The organism is Bradyrhizobium sp. 147 (assembly GCF_023073935.1).
Taxonomy (GTDB): domain Bacteria; phylum Pseudomonadota; class Alphaproteobacteria; order Rhizobiales; family Xanthobacteraceae; genus Bradyrhizobium.
Map to the genome: position 1 here is coordinate 365,176 of NZ_JADPKL010000089.1, position 19,589 is coordinate 384,764.

The 19,589-nt window shown below is 65.5% G+C and carries 16 protein-coding genes and 1 other RNA gene; 8 read left to right on the plus strand and 9 right to left on the minus strand.

Translation table 11 applies throughout. The annotated features are described in order from the left end of the window. Window positions 1–12: 12 nt before the first annotated feature. Complete coding sequence (locus IVA87_RS22900; RefSeq protein ID WP_247278086.1) at window positions 13–1,029, minus strand: flagellar motor protein MotA; 1,017 nt, start codon at window positions 1,027–1,029, stop codon at window positions 13–15. 175 nt (window positions 1,030–1,204) lie between these two features. Between IVA87_RS22900 and IVA87_RS22905 the strand changes: the two genes are divergently transcribed. The 3 genes from IVA87_RS22905 to IVA87_RS22915 all read left to right on the plus strand — a co-directional run bounded on the left by IVA87_RS22905 (window position 1,205) and on the right by IVA87_RS22915 (window position 6,820). After that, a complete protein-coding gene (locus IVA87_RS22905) occupies window positions 1,205–2,233 on the plus strand; it encodes a cyclopropane-fatty-acyl-phospholipid synthase family protein (RefSeq protein WP_247304694.1) in 1,029 nt (342 codons plus the stop codon). 231 nt (window positions 2,234–2,464) lie between these two features. Then, complete coding sequence (locus IVA87_RS22910; RefSeq protein ID WP_247304691.1) at window positions 2,465–3,658, plus strand: efflux RND transporter periplasmic adaptor subunit; 1,194 nt, start codon at window positions 2,465–2,467, stop codon at window positions 3,656–3,658. Window positions 3,659–3,664: 6 nt separating this feature from the next. After that, window positions 3,665–6,820: a multidrug efflux RND transporter permease subunit gene (locus IVA87_RS22915; RefSeq protein WP_247304688.1), complete on the plus strand. Its 3,156-nt coding sequence runs from the start codon at window positions 3,665–3,667 to the stop codon at window positions 6,818–6,820. A gap of 71 nt (window positions 6,821–6,891) precedes the next feature. Here the strand turns inward: IVA87_RS22915 and IVA87_RS22920 are convergent, their stop codons facing one another. The 8 genes from IVA87_RS22920 to tkt form a co-directional block, all read right to left on the minus strand. Then, on the minus strand, window positions 6,892–7,683 hold the full coding sequence (locus tag IVA87_RS22920) for an inositol monophosphatase family protein (protein WP_247304685.1): 792 nt from the start codon (window positions 7,681–7,683) through the stop codon (window positions 6,892–6,894). 85 nt (window positions 7,684–7,768) lie between these two features. Further along, window positions 7,769–8,851, minus strand: a complete 1,083-nt coding sequence (locus tag IVA87_RS22925) for a tetratricopeptide repeat protein (RefSeq protein WP_247304682.1) — start codon at window positions 8,849–8,851, stop codon at window positions 7,769–7,771. An 8-nt stretch (window positions 8,852–8,859) separates the two neighbouring features. Next, the gene (locus tag IVA87_RS22930; protein WP_247335022.1) at window positions 8,860–9,534 is read right to left on the minus strand and encodes a thiamine phosphate synthase; all 675 of its coding nucleotides are present in this window, start codon (window positions 9,532–9,534) and stop codon (window positions 8,860–8,862) included. A 3-nt stretch (window positions 9,535–9,537) separates the two neighbouring features. Beyond that, on the minus strand, window positions 9,538–10,563 hold the full coding sequence (locus IVA87_RS22935) for a class I fructose-bisphosphate aldolase (protein WP_247304675.1): 1,026 nt from the start codon (window positions 10,561–10,563) through the stop codon (window positions 9,538–9,540). A gap of 231 nt (window positions 10,564–10,794) precedes the next feature. Further along, window positions 10,795–11,862: a class II fructose-bisphosphate aldolase gene (gene fba, locus IVA87_RS22940; RefSeq protein WP_247304673.1), complete on the minus strand. Its 1,068-nt coding sequence runs from the start codon at window positions 11,860–11,862 to the stop codon at window positions 10,795–10,797. 57 nt (window positions 11,863–11,919) lie between these two features. After that, window positions 11,920–13,116: a phosphoglycerate kinase gene (locus tag IVA87_RS22945; RefSeq protein WP_247304671.1), complete on the minus strand. Its 1,197-nt coding sequence runs from the start codon at window positions 13,114–13,116 to the stop codon at window positions 11,920–11,922. 152 nt (window positions 13,117–13,268) lie between these two features. After that, complete coding sequence (gene gap / locus IVA87_RS22950; protein ID WP_247304669.1) at window positions 13,269–14,276, minus strand: type I glyceraldehyde-3-phosphate dehydrogenase; 1,008 nt, start codon at window positions 14,274–14,276, stop codon at window positions 13,269–13,271. A gap of 149 nt (window positions 14,277–14,425) precedes the next feature. Further along, on the minus strand, window positions 14,426–16,411 hold the full coding sequence (tkt, locus tag IVA87_RS22955; RefSeq protein WP_247335025.1) for a transketolase: 1,986 nt from the start codon (window positions 16,409–16,411) through the stop codon (window positions 14,426–14,428). 405 nt (window positions 16,412–16,816) lie between these two features. On the opposite strand from tkt, the gene IVA87_RS22960 reads away from it, so the two are divergent. The 5 genes from IVA87_RS22960 to IVA87_RS22980 all read left to right on the plus strand — a co-directional run bounded on the left by IVA87_RS22960 (window position 16,817) and on the right by IVA87_RS22980 (window position 19,521). Next, window positions 16,817–17,107 carry a DUF4164 domain-containing protein gene (locus IVA87_RS22960; protein ID WP_008546526.1) on the plus strand — a complete coding sequence of 97 codons (291 nt, stop codon included), beginning with the start codon at window positions 16,817–16,819 and terminating at the stop codon, window positions 17,105–17,107. Beyond that, window positions 17,104–17,487: a cell division protein ZapA gene (locus IVA87_RS22965; RefSeq protein ID WP_247278097.1), complete on the plus strand. Its 384-nt coding sequence runs from the start codon at window positions 17,104–17,106 to the stop codon at window positions 17,485–17,487. The genes IVA87_RS22960 and IVA87_RS22965 overlap by 4 nt, the downstream gene beginning before the upstream one ends. A 250-nt stretch (window positions 17,488–17,737) precedes the next feature. Next, window positions 17,738–17,898, plus strand: a non-coding RNA gene (gene ssrS / locus IVA87_RS22970) — 6S RNA. Between the two features lie 224 nt (window positions 17,899–18,122). Further along, window positions 18,123–18,719: a 5-formyltetrahydrofolate cyclo-ligase gene (locus IVA87_RS22975; protein WP_247304665.1), complete on the plus strand. Its 597-nt coding sequence runs from the start codon at window positions 18,123–18,125 to the stop codon at window positions 18,717–18,719. Beyond that, window positions 18,697–19,521, plus strand: coding sequence for a TIGR00282 family metallophosphoesterase (locus tag IVA87_RS22980; RefSeq protein ID WP_247304663.1), 825 nt, complete (start codon window positions 18,697–18,699; stop codon window positions 19,519–19,521). Before IVA87_RS22975 ends, IVA87_RS22980 begins: the two co-directional genes overlap by 23 nt. Window positions 19,522–19,589 lie beyond the last annotated feature (68 nt).

Here is a 19,589-nt window from a genome sequence, read left to right on the forward strand (position 1 = left end):
CGTATTAGCTGCTCAACTCTTCTCGGGCTGGCGGGCGAGGCGCTCCAGCAGGCGCCGGATCTCGCGGTTCTGCTCGCCCTGGCCGTCGGCCCATTCGCGGATCATCTGCTGCTCGGTGCGCATGTGCGAGACCAGCGCCTGGATCGCTTCGGCAAGGCTCGCCATCGCCGCGGTGGTGCCGCGGCTGGCGCTGCCTTCCTCGAACACGGAGCGCAGCCGCTCGACCGCGGCCTGGAGTTCGCCGCTGGCGACGCCACCGCCGCCGGAAGCGACCGCCACTTCGCCATTGCCATATTCGCGCACGGTGCTGGCGAGCCAGTCTTCCAGGTCGGTGTAGAAGCGGTTCTGCGCCTGGCTCGATTGCAGGTCGAGGAAGCCGAGGATCAGCGAGCCGGCGAGGCCGAACAGCGAACTGGAGAACGAGATGCCCATGCCGCCGAGCGGGGCGGCGAGGCCTTCCTTCAAGGTGTCGAACAGCGCGCCGGCATCGCCGCCGACCTTGAGGCCGTCGATCACCTTGCCGACCGAGCCGACCGTCTCGATCAGGCCCCAGAAGGTGCCGAGCAGGCCGAGGAAGACGAGCAGACCGGTCATGTAGCGGGAAATGTCCCGGGCTTCGTCCAGGCGGGTCGCGATCGAATCGAGCAGATGCCGCATCGTGGTCTGGGTGATCGTCATCCGCCCCGAGCGCTCGCCGCCGAGGATCGCCGCCATCGGCGCCAGCAGCTTCGGGTGCCGGGCCGGGGCCAGGCCGGGATCGGCGATGCGGAAATTGTTGACCCAGGAGACTTCGGGATAAAGCCGGATGACCTGACGGAAGGCCAGCACGATGCCGATGAACAGCACCGCCCCGATCAGGGCGTTGAGGCCGGGATTGGCGAAGAAAGCTTGGATGATCTGCTTGTAGAGCACGACGCCGACCAGCGTACACAGAACCAGGAAGACCAGCATCCGCACCAGGAAGACGCTGGGCGAGGACAGTTTTGTGTACTCGATATCCATGGTGGAGCGGGAAGTGCCAGACGGCATGGCCGGTGTCATCCGTTACGAAGCTTGCTTGCGGCGCGCACTATGGCACAGCGCCAGCCCAAAAAAAGCGCCGGATGCGCCGATTTCGGGGAGAGCTTGGGGAACCTGGGCCGGAAGCCGCGCTTTGATAGTTTGATAGGCAGGTGTCTGCAAGAGCTCGCCATTCGGGGGCCGCATGAGCGTCGTTTCCGCGATCATCGGCACTGCCGAACGTGTGCCGTTACCGGACGTGGTGATTCGTGCCGCGATCCAGCGCCTGTGCTCGCGCACGGCGACGCGCCTGTCCACGCTGGGGGCGGCCGACGATGCCGCCTTCGCCGGGCGGATGATGCTGCGGCCGATCGCCGAGGACGCCGATGCTGCCGGCGGCCGGCAGCACCAGGTGCCTGCTTCGTTCTTCGCGCAAGTGCTCGGCCCCAGCCGCAAACATTCCTGCTGCTTCTACAAAAACGACGCGACCTCCTTGCAGGAGGCGGAGGAGGAGGCTCTACGCCAGACCGTCGAGCATGCCGGTCTTGCCGACGGGCAGACCATCCTCGAGCTCGGCTGCGGCTGGGGCTCGCTGTCGCTGTGGATCGCGCGGCAGTTTCCGCACGCGAAGGTGACGGCCGTGTCGGCCTCGCAGGCACAGCGCACTTACGTCGAGGATGAGGCGCGGCGGCGCGGGCTGTCGAACCTGTGGGTCGTGACCGCCGACATGAACGTGTTCGCGCCCGAGGGGCAGTTCGACCGCATCGTCTCGGTCGAGACGTTCGAGCACATGATGAACTGGCGCAAGCTGATGACACGCCTGCGCGCATGGCTCGCGCCCGACGGACGCTTCTTCATGCATGTGGTCACTCATCGCTCCGGCTCACATCTGTTCAACCCGGCGAAGCCCGAGGATTGGATCGCGCAGCGCGCCTTCACGGGCGGATTGATGCCGAGCCATCATCTTGTCAGGCAATTCGACGACATCTTCGCAATCGAGAAGGAATGGTGCTGGAGCGGCACGCATTACCAACACACCGCGAATGATTGGCTCGCCAATTTCGATGCGCATCGCGACACCATCGAGGCGGCGTTGCGCAAGGTCTATGGCGAGGAGACCGCACTCTGGATGCGGCGCTGGCGTTGGTTTCTCCTCGCGACGTCGGGCCTGTTCGGCTACGCTGATGGAACCGAATGGGGCGTCAGCCACTACCGGATGAAGGCCGCCGAGTAATTGCGATGTTCCGTCGCAGCACGCGGCGGTGGACCCCGACTCACAATCAAGTGACAGGGCAAAAACCGCCTAAACTCAATATCATACGCTGTGTGACAATGAGCCGCCCGCGCCATGCGTTGCATCGCAGCAGATGCATTCTATTTTGGCGGCATCAGCCGCGTGTAAAAGGCCCAGAACGGGCCTCGCGCGCGCATGATCAGTTTCAACAACATCGGGGCACCCCACTTCATGTCAGGACTTCGTGCGCGATCGGCATGCGTTGCAATGATGCTCGCGGCCTTAGCGCCGCTGCTGGCGGGCTGCGAGGAGTCCAGCTCCGCCGTGTCCGCCGCCCCGCCGGCCGATCCTGACGTCAGCATCGTCGTCGTCAAGCCGCAGCCCCGTGCGGTGGTGCGTGAGCTGCCGGGCCGCATCGCGCCGACCCGCGTCTCCGACGTGCGGCCGCGCGTCTCCGGCATCGTGGTCGAGCGCCTGTTCCGGCAAGGCAGCGAAGTGAAGGCGGGCGATCCGCTCTACCGCATCGATCCGCGCCCATTCGAGGTCGAGGTGATGGCCAACGAGGCCGCAGTCGCCAAGGCCGAGGCTGCTGCAATGCAAGCGCACCAGCAGGCACGCCGCGTCGCTGCGCTCACCAAGGATCGCGCCGCGCCAGAGGCCGAGAACGAAAAGGCAATCGCCGCCGAGCGGCAGGCCCAGGCCGAGGTCGAAGGCCGCAAGGCCGAACTCGCGCGCGCAAAACTCAACCTCGATTACGCCACCGTGCGCGCGCCGATCGACGGCGTCGTCGGTGCGGCGCTGGTCAGCGAGGGCGCGCTCGTGGTCCAGAACGAGACCAATCTCGCCAGCATCCAGCTGCTCGATCCGATTTATGCCGATTTCACCCAGTCGGTGACCGAGCTCAACCAGCTCCGGCGCGCCTTCGAAAGCGGCGATCTCGAGCGTATTGCGGCCGACGCCGCCAAGGTGCGCCTCGTGCTCGATGACAACACCATCTATTCGCTCGACGGCAAGCTGCTGTTTTCCGACGCCAAGGTCGATGCCCATACCGGCCAGGTGACGCTGCGCGGCGAGTTCCCCAATCCCAAGCGCGAGCTCCTGCCGGGCATGTATGTCCGCGTTCGCATCGATCAGGGTCTCGATAGCGACGCGATCGCGGTGCCGCAGCAGGCGATCCAGCGCAATGGCGGCGGCGGCAGCGAGGTCTTCGTCGTCAAGGACGACAACCACATCGCGGTGCAGGCGGTGCGCACCGGCTCGGTGCAGGACGGACTCTGGTTCGTCACCGAGGGCCTGAAGGCCGGAGACAAGGTCGTGGTCGAAGGCTTCCAGAAATTCGCGGCCGGCGACAAGGTCAAACCGCAATCCTGGTCGGAGGCGGACGCGACTGCGGATAACCGGCACGCCCAGAAGCTCACGCGGTAACGCGCCATGCCGAGTTTCTTCATCGACAGGCCGATTTTCGCCTGGGTGGTTGCGCTATTCATCTGCTTGATCGGTGCGATTGCGGTTCCGCTGCTGCCGATCGCGCAATATCCGATCATCGCGCCGCCCTCGATCTCGGTTTCGACCAGCTATCCCGGCGCCTCGCCGGAGAACCTCTACAACAGCGTCACGCGGCTGATCGAGGAGGAGCTCAACGGCGCGGCCAACATCCTCAACTTCGAATCGACCAGCGACTCGCTCGGCCAGGTCGAGATCATCGCCAATTTCCAGCCGGGCACTGATACCAGCGCAGCCTCGGTCGAGGTGCAGAACCGCATCAAGCGCGTCGAGGCACGCCTGCCGCGCGCCGTGATGCAGCAGGGCATCTTGATCGAGGAAGCCTCCAGCGCGGTGCTTCAGATCATCACGCTGAACTCGACCGACGGCAGCCTCGATGAGGTCGGCCTCGGCGACTTCATGATCCGCAACGTGCTCGGTGAGATCCGCCGCATTCCCGGCGTCGGCCGCGCCACGCTCTACTCGACCGAGCGCAGCTTGCGCGTCTGGGTCGATCCGGCCAAGCTCGTCGGTTATGGGCTGACCGCCGACGACGTCAACAAGGCCATCGCCGCGCAGAACGCGCAGGTCGCCTCGGGCAGCATCGGCGCGGAGCCGTCGACGTCGAGCCAGCGCACCTCCGCGCTGGTGCTGGTCAAAGGCCAGCTCTCGTCCCCTGACGAGTTCGGCGCCATCATCCTGCGCGCCAATGCCGACGGTTCGACCGTGCGCCTGCGCGACGTCGCACGTATCGAGGTCGGCGGCCTCAGCTACCAGTTCAACACGCGCCTCGACGGCAAGCCGACCGCCGGCCTGTCGGTGCTGATGTCGCCGACCGGCAACGCGCTGGCAACCGCGAGCGCGGTCGAAGCGAAGATGAAGGAGCTGTCGCGCTTCTTTCCGGCGAACATCACCTACGAGATTCCCTACAACATCACGCCGGTGGTCGAAGCCTCGATCAAAAAGGTGCTGTCGACGCTGGTCGAGGCCGTGGTGCTGGTCTTCGTGGTGATGTTCTTGTTTCTCCAGAACATCCGCTACACCATCATTCCGACCATCGTGGTGCCGGTGGCACTGCTCGGGGCCTGCTCCACGCTGCTGCTTGCCGGCTACTCCATCAACATGCTCTCGATGTTCGGCATGGTGCTCGCGGTCGGCATCCTCGTCGACGACGCCATCGTCGTGGTCGAGAACGTCGAGCGCATCATGGCCGAGGAAGGTCTGCCGCCGAAGGAAGCGACGCGAAAAGCCATGTCGCAGATCACCGGCGCCATCATCGGCATCACGTTGGTGTTGATGGCGGTGTTCGTGCCGATGGCATTCTTCCCCGGCTCGGTCGGCATCATCTATCGCCAGTTCTCGGTGACCATGGTCGCAGCGATCGGCTTCTCCGCCTTCCTGGCGCTGTCGCTGACGCCGGCGCTGTGCGCGACCCTGCTCAAGCCCGTCGAGGCCGGTCACGGTCACGCGAAGAGGGGCGTGTTCGGCTGGTTCAACCGCATGCTCGAAGGCGGCAAGGAGCGCTATTCCCGAACCGTCGGATTCTCGCTGAAGCGGACCGGCCGCCTGATGCTGGTCTATGCCGCGCTGCTGGTCGGCTTGTCCTGGGCCTTCGTCAACCTGCCCGGCGGCTTCCTGCCCGTCGACGATCAGGGCTTCGTCACCACCGACGTGCAGACGCCGTCCGATTCGTCCTACGCACGCACCGAAGCCGTGATCGAAAAGGTGGAAAAATATCTCGCACAGCGGCCGGGCGTCGATAACGTCACCTTCCTCACCGGCTTCAGCTTCTCCGGCCAGGGCATGAACACCGCGCAGGCGTTCATCACCTTGAAGGACTGGTCGGAACGCGGGCCAAAGGACTCCGCCGCCGCGATCGTCAACGACATCAACCGCGACCTGTCGTCTTCCGTTCGCGATGCAAAGATCTCAGCGCTCCAGCCGCCGCCGATCGACAATCTCGGCAATTCCTCGGGCTTCTCGTTCCGCCTCCAGGACCGCGGCCAGAAGGGCTATCAGCAATTGATGCGCGCCGCTGATCAACTGATCGCTGAGGCCAATGCGAGCTCCGTGCTGCAGAAGGTCTATATCGAAGGCCTGCCCGAGGCCGGCGTGGTCAATCTCGTGATCGACCGCGAGAAGGCCGGCGCCTTCGGCGTCACCTTCGAGGACATCAACAACACGATCTCGACCAATCTCGGCTCGAACTACATCAACGACTTCCCGAACCGCGGCCGCATGCAGCGCGTCGTGGTGCAGGCCGACGCCCGCGACCGCATGCGGACCGAGGACATCCTCAACTACAACGTCAAGAACAGCCGCGGCCAGCTGGTGCCGTTCTCCTCGTTCGCCACGGTGGAATGGGCGCGCGGGCCGACGCAGATCGCCGGCTTCAACTACTACCCGGCTGTGCGCATCTCCGGCGAGGCGAAACCCGGCTTCACCTCGGGCGATGCGATCGCCGAGATGGAACGGCTCGCCGGCAGGTTGCCGCGCGGCTTTGGTTATGAATGGACGGGGCAGTCGCTCCAGGAGAAGCTCTCGGGCTCGCAGGCGCCGTTCCTGCTGGCGCTGTCTGTGTTCGTGGTGTTCCTGTGCCTTGCCGCACTCTATGAAAGCTGGACCATTCCGCTCGCGGTGCTGCTCACCGTGCCGCTGGGCATCGTCGGCGCGGTCGTCGCAGCGACTCTGCGGAGCTTGCCCAACGACGTCTACTTCACCGTCGGCCTGATCACCATCATCGGCCTTGCCGCAAAGGACGCGATCCTGATCATCGAGTTCGCGAAAGATCTGCGCAAGGAGGGCAAGCCGCTGGTGGAGGCCACCATCGAGGCTTGCCGCCTGCGCTTCCGCCCGATCCTGATGACCGGCCTCGCCTTCATCTGCGGCGTGCTGCCGATGGCGATCGCCCACGGCGCCGGCGGCGCCAGCCAGCAAGCGCTCGGCTCCGTCGTGATGGGCGGCATGATCGCGGTGGTGATCCTGGCGCTCTTGATGGTACCGGTGTTCTTCGTCTCGGTGCAGCGCGTGCTGGGCGGGGATCGGGAGCCGGCGGCGGTGAAGGAAGGCGAGGCCTACGGACCACCGGCGCCGGTTCGACACTAAGCAGGTCGCGTCACATCCCTTGCCTCGCCCGGTTGCAGGGCGAGGGAGCGCAGCGTCGCTGTGGCGGCGCCTTACGCCGACTTCCGCAAGATCTTCACAAGCTCCCCGTGCACGAACTCGTTCCCGCACACGACGTGCCCGGTCACCAGCGCATCGCCGGGCGTGTCGATATCGCTCACCGTGCCGCCGGCTTCGCGCACCATGATCTGGCCGGCCGCGATGTCCCAGGGTGACAGATTCCGTTCCCAATAGCCGTCGAGACGGCCGGCGGCGACGAAGGCGAGGTCGAGCGAGGCGGCGCCGAAGCGGCGCAGGCCAGCGACGCGGTCCTGGATCGCGGTCATCTCGCGGCGGAATTCCTCGTGGTCACCGCGGCCGATATGGGGCAGGCCGCAGGCCACCACGCATTCGTTGAGCTGGCGGCGGCCGGCCACGCGCAGCCGCTGGTCATTGAGGAAGGCGCCCTTGCCGCGCTCGGCGATGTAGAGCTCGTCGTTAGCGGGATTGTAGATCACGCCGGCGATGACAGTGCCCTCGCGCGCGAGGCCGATCGAGATCGCGAATTGCGGGATGCCGTGCAGGAAGTTGGTGGTGCCGTCCAAGGGATCGACGATCCAGGTATGGCTCTTGTCGCTGCCTTCGCGGGTGCCGCCCTCTTCGCCGATGAAACCGTAGCCGGGCCGGGCCTTGGCGAGCTCCTGGTAGACGATCTCCTCGGCCCGCTTGTCGGCGAGCGAGACGAAATTCGCCGGGCCCTTCAGCGAGACCTGGAGATGCTCGATCTCGCCGAGATCGCGCTTGAGGCTGCGGCCGGCGCGACGCGCAGCCTTCACCATGACATTGATCGTTGCGGAGTACAGCATGAGCTCTGGTCTTTGATCGGGGGGAAATGGCGCGAAATCGCGCCTGTTAAGGGATGGGGTGCCCTGCGAGGGCGCCAAGGTCAAGTCATTTGGTCCCAAGCCATTTCCTGGCCGCGGCCTCGGCCTTGGCCCGGTCTTCGGCCGGCAGATCGGACAATTGCTTGTCGAGCTCCGGGTCACCCTTGCCGGCGGTCTTGGCCACCAGGTGCCATTTGAAGCCTTCGATCTTGTCCACGGGCGTGCCCATGCCGTTGATCAGCACCCAGGCCAGCCGGTTCTGCGCGATCGCGCTGCCCTGGCGGGATGCCTTGCGGAGCAACGCGACAGCCGCCGGTTGGTTCTGCGGCGTGCCGGTGCCGTTGAACATGGCGATGGCATATTCGACTTCGGCATCGATATTGTCGGCGAGCGAAGCGGCTTGGAGCAGCCGCACCGCCCGTTCGGGGTCCTTCGGCACACCGGTGCCTTCCTTATAGAAGGTCGCGAGCGCGTATTGCGCCTCGGGAAGGCCGGCGTCGGCGGCTTGGCGCAGCAGCTCGGCGGACCGCTTGACGTCCTGCGGCAAGGTCTGGCCGTCGAGATACAGCAAAGCGAGGTTATAGGCCGCCTTCGGCTCGCCGAGCTTGGCGGCGGACGCCATCAGCTTGACCGCTTCGCCCTTGTCGACCGGGCCGCCGCGGCCGGAGATGCGCAGCATGGCAAGCGCGAACATCGCCTCGCGGTCGCCGGCGTCCGCAGCGCGCTTGTACCATTCCTGCGCCTTGGCGTAGTCGCGGCGGATGCCCATGGCGTTGGAATAGAGCTCGCCGAGCATGGTCATCGCCTTGGGATCGCCTCCTTGCGCGCGGGCGGTGGCGAGCTCGAATGCCGTCTTGTACTGCCCGCGCTGGTAGGCGCCGAACACCAGATCGACATTGGAATTGTCGGTCGGCGGCGCGGGGATCACCGTCGCGGCCGGGGCCGGCTTGGAGGAGGGGCCCGGCTTCGGGGAGGCTGAAGGTTTCGGCGCCGGTGCAGCCTCCTTCTTGTTGGTGAGCGCGTGCGGCTTCGGCTTCGGTTTCTCAGGTGCCGCGCTCGGCGTTGTGGCCGGCGGGGTGATCTGGAGCTGCGCCGCCGCAGGCCCTGTGAGCAGCAGCGTGGCCAGAATGGTGATGCGCGGGAGCTTCATGTCCGGTGCTAGCCGTGCTCCTGGCGAGCCGGCGCCGTCGCATGGGCCTTCTTGATGGCAGCATCGGCCTCGATCAGCGCGGCCTTGGGCCCGCGCGGATCGGCCCAGATGAACTCGCCGGCCAGCACGAAATCGGCGCCGCTGGCGGCGAAGTCGTAAGCCTCTTCCAGCGAGGTGGCAAAGCCGACGCAAGGCGGCTCGAACAGCTCGGCCCACCAGTCCAGCCGCTCGGCGATCGCCTGTGACGACGGACGCTGCCCCTTGGCGTCAGGCTCGCCGAACAGCACGTAATCGGCGCCCATCTCGCCCGCGCTCATGGAATCATGGCGCGTGGCAAGCCCGCCGACGCCGGCGATGCGATCCGGCTTGAGCGAGGGCGCCGCCTCTTCCAGCGCGGCAAGGCCGGTGAGGTGCGCACCATCGGCGCCGCCGCGCGCGACCAGCTCGGCATGGCCGTCGATCAGCAACGCGGCCCCTGCCTTCTGCACCGGGGGCGCGAAGGCCTTGATGCGCGAGATCATGGTGCGCTGGTCGGTCTCCTTCAGCCGCAGCAGCACGGCGGCGACATCGGCAGAGGCGAGCAGGGCAGGCAGCTCGGCGACGAGCGATGCCGGATTATCGACAACAGGCGTCGCGAGATAGAGACGCGGCGCCGGGCGCGGCGGAGGCGGCTTGTTCGACAAGATCTAGGCTGCCTTCTGTTCCAGGCTGCTTTGCCATTCGCCCTTGGACGCAAGGCCGTTCATCCGCGCGCGGTGGCTGAAGGCACGCTGTCCGGCCGCGACGTTCTCGGCCTTGCCGGACCAGGCCTTCTGCGGCGCGGCCTGGAGCGCGCGGCCGTAGGAGAAGGTCAGGCTCCAGGGCAGCGGGCCGAGCTTGTGCATGGCGTTCAGATGCGCGGTCGCCTCCTCGTCGGACTGGCCGCCGGAGAGGAAGGCGATGCCCGGCACCGCCGCCGGCACGCAGGCCTTCAGCAGCCGCACTGTCTTCTCCGCGACTTCCTCGACGGAAGCCTGCTTCGCGCACTTCTTGCCTGAGATCGCCATGTTCGGTTTCAGCACCATGCCTTCGAGCGCGACGCGTTGCACGCGCAACTCCTGAAATGTCGTGTTGAGCACGCGTTGCGTCACCTCATAGCACTGATCGATGTCGTGATCGCCGTCCATCAGCACCTCCGGCTCGACGATCGGCACGATCTGCGCGGCTTGGCACAGCGCGGCATAGCGCGCCAGCGCATGGGCGTTGACGCTGATCGCGGTCATCGAGGGAATGCCGCTGCCGATGTCGATCACCGCGCGCCATTTGGCGAAGCGCGCGCCGCGCTCGTAATATTTCCTCAGGCGCTCGGCGAGCTTATCGAGGCCGACGGTAACGAGCTCGCCCGGGCACATCGGCAAGGCTTGCGTACCTTCGTCGACCTTGATGCCGGGGATGGCGCCGGTCTCTTCGATCAGCCTGATCAGCGGCGTGCCATCCTTGGCGTCCTGCCAGATCGTCTCGTCATAGAGGATCACGCCGGAGATGTACTGGCTCATGGCCTCCTTGGAGCGGAACAGCATCTCGCGATAGTCGCGGCGGTTGGTTTCCGTGGATTCCACGCCGATTGCGTCAAAACGCTTCTTGATGGTGCCGGAGGATTCGTCGGCGGCAAGGATGCCCTTGCCGGGCGCGACCATGGCGGTCGCAATCCTGTTGAGCTCAGTCAGATTCATCGAGAGGTCCTCCCAAAACGATTCTGCCCTTGCCCGTGAAAATAGACCGTTCTCGGGCAATTGCCGAGTTAACGTTCGTCGCAGGGTAAAGGGCCTTCTGTCACTCCGGGATGCGCCGAAAGGCAGGCCCGGAATCCATAACCCCCGGCTGTGGTTATGGATTCCCGGCCCAGCTTCGCGTGTCCCGGAATGACGGGAGGTATGCCTAAGGGCGTTATGCGACCCCGATCGCTATGCGACGCGGGGATCGAGCTCGCCCTTGGCGTAGCGCTTGGCCATCTCGGCGGTGGTCAGCACCTTCTTGATCTTCGAGGCCTGGCCGGCGGTATTGAACTCCTGGAGGCGCTGCTTGCACAGCTTGGTCATCGCCTCCATTGCCGGCTTCAGGTACTTGCGCGGATCGAACTCCTCCGGATTGTCCTTGAGCACTTTCCGGATCTGGCCGGTCATCGCCATGCGGTTGTCGGTGTCGATGTTGATCTTGCGCACGCCGTTCTTGATGCCGCGCTGGATCTCGGCCACCGGCACGCCCCAGGTCGGCTTCATCTTGCCGCCATAGGCGTTGATGATGTCCTGGAGGTCCTGCGGCACCGACGAGGAGCCGTGCATCACCAGATGCGTATTCGGCAGCTTGCGGTGGATCTCCTCGATCACGTTCATGGCGAGGATGTCGCCGTCCGGCTTGCGGGTGAACTTGTAGGCACCGTGGGAGGTGCCCATCGCGATCGCGAGCGCGTCGACCTTGGTCTCCTTCACGAACTTCACGGCCTCGTCCGGATTGGTCAGGAGCTGGTCGTGGCTGAGCTTGCCTTCGGCGCCGTGGCCGTCCTCCTTGTCGCCCATGCCTGTCTCGAGCGAGCCGAGCACGCCGAGTTCGCCTTCGACCGAGATGCCGCCGAGATGGGCCATGTCGGTCACGGTCTTGGTGACGCCGACATTGTAGCCCCAGTCGCCGGGGGTCTTGCCGTCGGCCTTGAGCGAGCCGTCCATCATCACCGAGGTGAAGCCGGCCTGGATCGCGGTCATGCAGGTCGCCGGCTCGTTGCCGTGGTCGAGATGCACGCAGACCGGAATGTGCGGATAGATCTCGGTCACCGCGTCCATCATGTGCTTGAGCATGACGTCATTGGCGTAGGAGCGCGCGCCGCGCGAGGCCTGGATGATGACGGGCGCGTCGACCTGGTTGGCCGCGTCCATGATCGCCAGCGCCTGCTCCATGTTGTTGATGTTGAAGGCCGGTACGCCGTAATCGTTTTCCGCCGCATGGTCGAGCAGTTGACGTAACGTGATCCGAGCCATCTGTCTTTTTCTCCCGTTTGGGCCTGCAAGGCCGCTCAATGTTTGCCGACTTAAAGCTTACTTGATGCGCAGCACCTCGACGCCGGGCAGGGGCTTGCCTTCCATCCATTCAAGGAACGCGCCACCGGCGGTCGAGACATAGGTGAAACTGCCGGCGACGCCGGCCTGGTTGAGCGCGGCAACGGTGTCGCCGCCGCCCGCGATCGAGATCAGCTTCTTCGCCTTGGTGCGTTCGGCGGCGTGCCTGGCGGCCGCGACCGTGCCGCGGTCGAACGGCTGCATCTCGAAGGCGCCGAGCGGTCCGTTCCAGACCAGCGTCGCCGCATCGTCGATCGCGGCGTGAACGCGCACGATGGATTGCGGGCCGACGTCGAGGATCATGCCGTCGGCGGGGATCGCATCGAGCCCATAGGCATGCGACGGTGCGTTGGCGGCGAAATGGTAGGCCACGGTGGCGTCCACGGGCAGGATGATGGCGCAATTGGCGGCTTCCGCCTTCTCCATGATGCGCAGCGCAGTAGCGGCGAGATCCTTCTCGGCCAGCGACTTGCCGACCGCGACGCCCTGGGCGTGCAGGAAGGTGTTGGCCATGCCGCCGCCAATCACGAGCGCATCGACCTTGGTGACGAGATTTTCGAGCAGGTCGATCTTGGTCGAGACTTTCGCGCCGCCGATGATCGCGATGACCGGCTTGGTCGGCGAGCCCAGCGCCTTCTCCAGCGCGTCGAGCTCGGCCTGCATGGTGCGGCCGGCATAGGCCGGCAGCTTGTGGCCGAGGCCCTCGGTCGAGGCGTGGGCGCGGTGCGCCGCCGAGAACGCGTCATTGACCCAGATGTCGCCGAGCTTTGCCAGTTCCGCGACGAAGGCGGGATCGTTCTTTTCCTCTTCCTTGTGGAAGCGGGTGTTCTCCAGGCAGAGAATGTCGCCGTCCTTCAAGCTGGCGACGGCCTTGGCCGCCGGCTCGCCGATGCAGTCGTCGGCGAAGGCAACGGGCTTCTTCACGACCTTGGACAGCGCTTCGGCAACGGGCTTGAGCGATTCCTTGGCATCGCGGCCCTTCGGCCGGCCGAAATGCGCGAGGAGGATGACCTTGCCGCCCTTGTCGGAGATCTCGCTGATGGTCGGGGCAACGCGCTCGAGCCGCGTTGCGTCGCTGACGCGCCCATTCTCCATGGGTACGTTGAGGTCGACGCGCAGCAATACGCGTTTGCCCTTCACGTCGACGTCGTCGAGGGTGCGGAATGATTTCGTCATTGGAGGCCCCTTGTCCCGGGCGCTACTAGCGGCGCGTAGTGCCGCTGTGCAGAACCGGGACCGCACGTTGCGGCGAGTCCCGCGGTTGAATGGGTCCCGGATCTGCGAAGCAGCGTTTCACGCTGCATCGCGTCCGGGACACGAGAGCGGCCTTAGATCACCTTCGCGATCGCAACGGCGGTGTCCGCCATGCGGTTCGAGAAGCCCCACTCGTTGTCATACCAGGACATCACGCGCACCAGCGTGCCGTTCTGCACCTTGGTCTGGTCCTCGTGGAAGGTCGAGGAGTGCGGGTCGTGGTTGAAGTCGATCGAGACGTTCGGCGCGGTGGTGTAGCCGAGGATGCCCTTGAGCTGCTGCTCGGAGGCGCGCTTCATCGCCGCGTTGACCTCCTTGGCGTCGGTGGCACGCTTGGCGACGATCTTGAGGTCGACGACCGAGACGTTCGGGGTCGGCACGCGGATCGCGACGCCGTCGAGCTTGCCCTTCAGCTCGGGCAGCACGAGGCCGATCGCCTTGGCGGCGCCGGTCGAGGTCGGGATCATCGACATCGCGGCGGCGCGGCCGCGGTAGAGATCCTTGTGCAGCGTGTCCAGCGTCGGTTGGTCGCCGGTATAGGCGTGGATCGTGGTCATGAAGCCGGTCTCGATGCCCACGAGATCGTTCAGCACCTTGGCGACCGGCGCGAGGCAGTTCGTGGTGCAGGAGCCGTTGGAGACGACCAGATGATCCCTGGTCAGCGTGTCGTGGTTGACGCCGTAGACGATGGTGGCATCGGCGCCGTCGGCGGGCGCGGAGACCAGCACGCGCTTGGCGCCGGCGGTCAGATGCGCAGACGCCTTGTCCTTCGAGGTGAAGATGCCGGTGCACTCCAGCGCGACATCGACGCCGAGATCCTTCCACGGCAGCTTCAAGGGATCGCGCTCGGCGGTCACCTTGATCTTGCCGTTGCCCAGGTTGATCGAGTCACCGTCGACCGTGACGGTGCCGGGGAAACGGCCATGGACGCTATCGAAACGAAGCAGATGGGCGTTGGTCTCGACCGGGCCGAGGTCGTTGATGCCGACCACCTCGATGTCCTTGCGGCCTGACTCCGCGATAGCCCGCAGGACGTTGCGGCCGATGCGGCCAAAACCGTTAATTCCGACGCGGACTGCCATGTTTCGTCTCCTTCAATGACCGTTGTCATCCCGCACAACGCGCTTTCGTGCGCCTGCGAGGGTTTTTTAGGGGCGGGCGCCCGGTTCGGCCGGGCGGTGCTTGATCATATGGGAGATTAGGTAGTCCTTTTTTGCGGCAAGCTCAACTCTCAGGAAACGCGCTTCAGCACAGCGTTAACCGCGGCCTCGGCGGTGATGCCGAAATGCTTGTAGAGCTCCTTGGCAGGTCCGCTTTCGCCGAAGGAATGCATGCCGATGAATTCGCCGTCCTGGCCGATCACGGCGTCCCAGCCCCAGCGCACGGCGGCCTCGATCGCAATCTTGACCGGCGCGTTCCCGATGATCGCGGCGCGTTTCGCCTCTGGTTGCGCTAACAACAGCTCGAGCGAAGGAACAGAGACCACCCGTGACGCGATGCCGCGTTCGGCGAGCTGCTTCTGGGCGGCGACCGCGATCTCCACCTCTGAGCCGGAGGCGAACAGCGTCACCTTGGCGTCGCCCTGAGCTGCGACCAGCTCATAGGCGCCGGCCGCGCAGGGATTGTCGTTCGGTGCGCTGGTACGGAGCTGCGGCAGGTTCTGGCGCGTCAGCGCCAGCACGGTTGGGCCGTCCACGCGGTTGAGCGCGAGCTCCCAGCACTCGGCGACCTCGATGGAATCGCAAGGACGGAACACGCGCATATTGGGAATGGCGCGCAATGCGGCGAGATGCTCGACCGGTTGATGGGTCGGACCGTCTTCGCCGAGGCCGATGGAATCGTGCGTCATCACATAGACGACGCCGGCGCCCATCAGCGCGGCAAGGCGCATCGCGGGACGTGCGTAGTCGGTGAACACCAGGAACGTCGCGCCGTTCGGCGCGAAGCCGCCGTGCAGGAAGATGCCGTTCATCGCGGCGGCCATGCCGTGCTCGCGAATGCCGTAATGGATGAAGCGGCCCTTCGGCGTCTTGGCGGAGAAGGCGGTCGCCGACTTGGCCTTGTTGTTGTTGGAGCCGGTGAGGTCGGCGGAGCCCGCCAGGAATTCCATCGGCATCGCGGCCGCGATCGCCTCGATCGCCGCCTCCGACGATTTGCGGGTCGCCGCCGTCAGCGGCTTTTCCAACAGCTCCTTCTTGTGCGCCCGCAGCGCCTTTGCCAGCGAGGCCGGACGCTCATGGCGCAGGCGGCGCTCGAACTCGGCGCGCTTGCGGCTGCCGAGCTCACCGAGCCGTGCTTCCCATTCCTGGCGCGCTGCTGCGCCGCGACGGCCGGCCTCACGCCACGCCTTCAGCACATCCTCGGCGACCGCGAATGGCTCGAGCGAGATGCCGAGATTTTCCTTAGCGGCCTTGAGCTCGTCGGCGCCGAGCGCCTCGCCATGCACTTTCGACGTGCCGGCCTTGTGCGGCGCGCCGAAGCCAATGGTGGTGCGGCAGGCGATCAGCGTCGGCCTGTTCGATTTCCTGGCGCGCGTGATCGCGTCGGTGATCGCGGCCTGGTCCTGGCCGTCGATCTTCTCGGCCGCCCAGCCCGCCGACTTGAAGCGCTTCCCCTGGTCGACGGAATCGGAGAGCGTGGTCGGGCCGTCGATCGAGATGCCGTTGTCGTCGTAGAGCACGATCAGCTTGTTGAGCTTCCAGTGCCCGGCCATCGCGATCGCTTCCTGCGACACGCCCTCCATGAGGTCGCCGTCGGAGGCGAGCACGTAGGTGTGGTGGTCGACGATCTTCTTGCCGAACTCGGCTGCCAGCATCTTCTCGGCGAGCGCCATGCCGACCGCGGTGGAGATGCCCTGGCCGAGCGGGCCGGTGGTGGTCTCGATACCCCTGGTGCGGAAATTCTCGGGGTGTCCTGGGGTGAGCGAATCGACCTGGCGGAACTGCTTGATCTGGTCCAGCGTCATCTCTGAATTGCCGGTCAGGTACAGCAGCGAATAGAGCAGCATCGAGCCGTGACCGGCCGAGAGCACGAAGCGGTCGCGATCCGGCCAGGCCGGCGCGGAGGCGTCGAATTTCAGGAACTGGGTGAACAGCACGGTTGCGATGTCGGCAGCGCCCATCGGCAGGCCCGGATGGCCCGATTTGGCCTTCTCGACGGCGTCCATCGAGAGGCCGCGGATCGCGTTGGCCATACGGGTGTGATCGACCTGCGTCATGTCTGAAATCCGTCTGAAATGAAGCGCTTGGAGGCGATGTACGCCCGCGCGGGAAGGAGCCTGGCGGCCACTGAAGGTCGGGGCTGGGATAGCACCTCGGTTCCGGGAGTCCAAGGCAATCAAACGCCGGTTTGGCCGCAAAAGTTGCCTGTGTGGAAATCGGTTTTCCGCCGGGATCGGGCCCAGGAGAACTGACGGATCAGCACGACCTTCTCCCGATCTATCGGTGCATAGTTTCGCGGCGACGTTGCGCTTGGCTAGCTTGCCACGTAAATTTCTGCTTCTAACCGCTTGCCGAACCGAGTCTTTTGCCGGACGGCGAGCCCCAGTAACAAGGCCACTGGGCAAAGGCCGGTAGGTTCCGCCGCTGACTGCATGAACGATCGCGTATCCAACAGCTCTGCCATGACGGAATCATCCGCCGTCGAGATCGAGATCGCGACCCGCAGGCTCACGGCGGCGCTCGACGCACTCGAAAGCGCGGTGGAGCGGCGGCGCGATGCCGATCGCGACGAGAACGAGCTCGCGGCGAGAATCCAGGCGCTCGGCGCCGACCGCTCGCGGCTCGCCGACGAGCTCGATGGTGCGCTGGTGAAGGCACGCAAGCTTGAGCGCACAAATCGCGAGATCTCCGACCGGCTGGATTCCGCGATCGTCACGATACGTTCGGTGCTCGATACCGGAGAGGACGGATGAGCCACATCAATGTCACCATCAATGGCCGGCAATACCGCATGGCTTGCGAGGAGGGCCAGGAGGTGCGGCTGCTGAAGCTCGCCGAAAGCCTGGAGACCCGCATCCAGTCGCTGCGCGGAAAGTTCGGCGAAATCGGCGATGCGCGCCTCACGGTGATGGCAGCGCTGACCGTGTGCGACGAGCTGGTCGACGCCGGCAATCGGATCCGCACGATGGAGCAGGAGCTGATCGAGCTCAGGGATTTCCGCAACGCCGCCGTCGAGCGCGCCCGGATGACGCAGACCGCGGTGGTGAATGCGCTGAACGCCGCCGCCGAACGCATCGAGAAGTCGACCCAGGTCCTGAACCGGACCGTCGGCAACGGCATCGCAATCGGTTAGAGCCGCGATAGACGCGCTGAGCTGTCGTTCTCGATGTGGCGGCGGGCTCAACCTCTCCCGCTTGCGGGAGAGGTCGCGCCGGAGGCGCGGGTGAGGGCTCTCACCTCTTGGGGAGTCTCGCCTGTGGAGATACCCTCTCCCCAGCCCTCCCCCGCAAGCGGGGAGGGAGCGCACTTCCGCCGTGGCTGCACCGAAGCTCCGCACCCGCGCCGGGCTGGCGGTTCGTCAATATCGTTGTTACATTGCGCAAGCGAGGCTGCGACGTGCGTCAGGAGCCATATATCCCCGGGGCCTTATCGATCCTTTAGGGAACTGTCCCTGGCCGGGCCCGTGGGCCCGGACATATGGTGCCCACCTACTTTCGTAGGGAACTCCGGGATCGAGTGCTTCAACGGCGTCCGCGGCTTCGCACTGTTTGCTTCTGGTTCGTGTTTGTCGAATTGCGTCCCCGACACGCTTGCGGTTCAGTCAATCTCGGTGTCATGCCCCGCGCAGGCGGGGCATCCAGTACGCCGCGGCGTTGAGGTTCAAGCACTGGCGGCTCTGGAATACTGGATCGCCCGCTCCAGTGCGCAATTGCGCACAAGGCGGGCGATGACGGCGGAGCAAGACTTCGCCCTCGGGGGAAAACGCGCATGTCCAACTCCAAAGCCGAACTCCGCGCCAAAGCGCTCGGCAGGCGTGACGCGCTGAGCGAGAAGAAGCGCACCATTGCCGCCGCGAAGCTCGCGGAGCGCGGACTGCCGTTCAAGCTGCTGCCCGGCAGCATCGTCTCCGGCTATTCGCCGATCCGCAGCGAGATCGATCCGATGCCGCTGATGCGAAAGCTCGCCGAGCAAGGCGCGAAGCTGGCGCTGCCTTGCGTCACCGCGCGCGGCCAGTCGTTGATCTTCCGTCTCTTTCATCCGAGCGATCGCCTCATGCTCGGTCCGCTCGGCATTCCCGAGCCGTCGCCGGCGGCCAGCGAAGTCATCCCCGATATCATGCTGACGCCGCTCGCCGCCTTCGACCGTCTCGGCCATCGCATCGGCTATGGTGCGGGACATTACGATTTCACCTTCGCGCATTTGCGGAAAGCCAAGAATATCGTCGGGATCGGGCTTGCCTTTGCGGCGCAGGAGATCGAGGCGGTTCCTGCACTATCGCACGACGTCGCGCTGGATTATGTGCTAACGGAATCGGACGTGTTCGATTTCCGGAGTTCTGAAGTTGCGCATTCTCTTCGTGGGTGACGTCGTTGGCCGCGCCGGACGCACGGCGATTGCTGATCATCTGCCTGGCATGGTCAAGGACTGGTCGCTCGACTTGGTCGTGGTCAACGGCGAGAATGCCGCCGGCGGCTTCGGCATCACGGAAGCGATCTACCAGGAATTCCTCGATGCCGGCGCCGACGCGGTAACGCTCGGCAATCATTCCTGGGACCAGCGTGAAGCCTTGGTTTTCATCGAGCGCGCCGAGCGCCTGGTGCGGCCGGCGAACTATCCGCGCGGCACGCCGGGCCGCGGCGCCGCGCTGGTCGAGGCCAAGAACGGCAAGCATGCGCTCGTCGTCAACGCTTTGGGGCGCGTCTTCATGACCCCGTTCGACGATCCGTTCGCGGCGCTGGAGCGCGAGCTCGGCGCCTGCCCGCTCGGCGTCGCAGCCGATGCCATCATCGTCGACTTCCATTGCGAGGCGAGCAGCGAGAAGCAGGGCATCGGCTTTTTCTGCGACGGCCGCGCCAGCCTCGTCGTCGGCACGCATACGCATGTGCCGACCGCCGACCATCAGATCCTGTCAGGCGGCACCGCCTACATGACCGATGCCGGCATGACCGGCGATTACGATTCGATCATCGGCATGCAGAAGGAAGAGCCGCTGCGCCGGTTCACCTCGGGGATTCCGTCGGGCCGGTTCGAGCCCGCCGCTGGGACGGCGACGCTCAGCGGCGTAGCAGTGGAGACCGATGATGCAACGGGGCTCGCGCTGCGGATCGCGCCGGTGCGGCTAGGAGGCAGGCTGGAGCCGACGACGCCGAAGTTCTGGTTGAGCTAGGGCGTGTACATTTAAACTTGCGCTCCATTTCGTATGAGCCTGCTCTGCTCGTGATGGTGGCGCGTTGG

Excerpts from the sequence above, each read along its gene's own strand:
- IVA87_RS22900 (WP_247278086.1), bottom strand. The coding sequence starts at position 1,029 with ATGCCGTCTGGCACTTCCCGCTCCACCATGGATATCGAGTACACAAAA.
- IVA87_RS22905 (WP_247304694.1), top strand. The coding sequence starts at position 1,205 with ATGAGCGTCGTTTCCGCGATCATCGGCACTGCCGAACGTGTGCCGTTA.
- IVA87_RS22910 (WP_247304691.1), top strand. The coding sequence starts at position 2,465 with ATGTCAGGACTTCGTGCGCGATCGGCATGCGTTGCAATGATGCTCGCG.
- IVA87_RS22915 (WP_247304688.1), top strand. The coding sequence starts at position 3,665 with ATGCCGAGTTTCTTCATCGACAGGCCGATTTTCGCCTGGGTGGTTGCG.
- IVA87_RS22920 (WP_247304685.1), bottom strand. The coding sequence starts at position 7,683 with ATGCTGTACTCCGCAACGATCAATGTCATGGTGAAGGCTGCGCGTCGC.
- IVA87_RS22925 (WP_247304682.1), bottom strand. The coding sequence starts at position 8,851 with ATGAAGCTCCCGCGCATCACCATTCTGGCCACGCTGCTGCTCACAGGG.
- IVA87_RS22935 (WP_247304675.1), bottom strand. The coding sequence starts at position 10,563 with ATGAATCTGACTGAGCTCAACAGGATTGCGACCGCCATGGTCGCGCCC.
- fba (WP_247304673.1), bottom strand. The coding sequence starts at position 11,862 with ATGGCTCGGATCACGTTACGTCAACTGCTCGACCATGCGGCGGAAAAC.
- IVA87_RS22945 (WP_247304671.1), bottom strand. The coding sequence starts at position 13,116 with ATGACGAAATCATTCCGCACCCTCGACGACGTCGACGTGAAGGGCAAA.
- gap (WP_247304669.1), bottom strand. The coding sequence starts at position 14,276 with ATGGCAGTCCGCGTCGGAATTAACGGTTTTGGCCGCATCGGCCGCAAC.
- tkt (WP_247335025.1), bottom strand. The coding sequence starts at position 16,411 with ATGACGCAGGTCGATCACACCCGTATGGCCAACGCGATCCGCGGCCTC.
- IVA87_RS22960 (WP_008546526.1), top strand. The coding sequence starts at position 16,817 with ATGACGGAATCATCCGCCGTCGAGATCGAGATCGCGACCCGCAGGCTC.
- IVA87_RS22965 (WP_247278097.1), top strand. The coding sequence starts at position 17,104 with ATGAGCCACATCAATGTCACCATCAATGGCCGGCAATACCGCATGGCT.
- IVA87_RS22975 (WP_247304665.1), top strand. The coding sequence starts at position 18,123 with ATGTCCAACTCCAAAGCCGAACTCCGCGCCAAAGCGCTCGGCAGGCGT.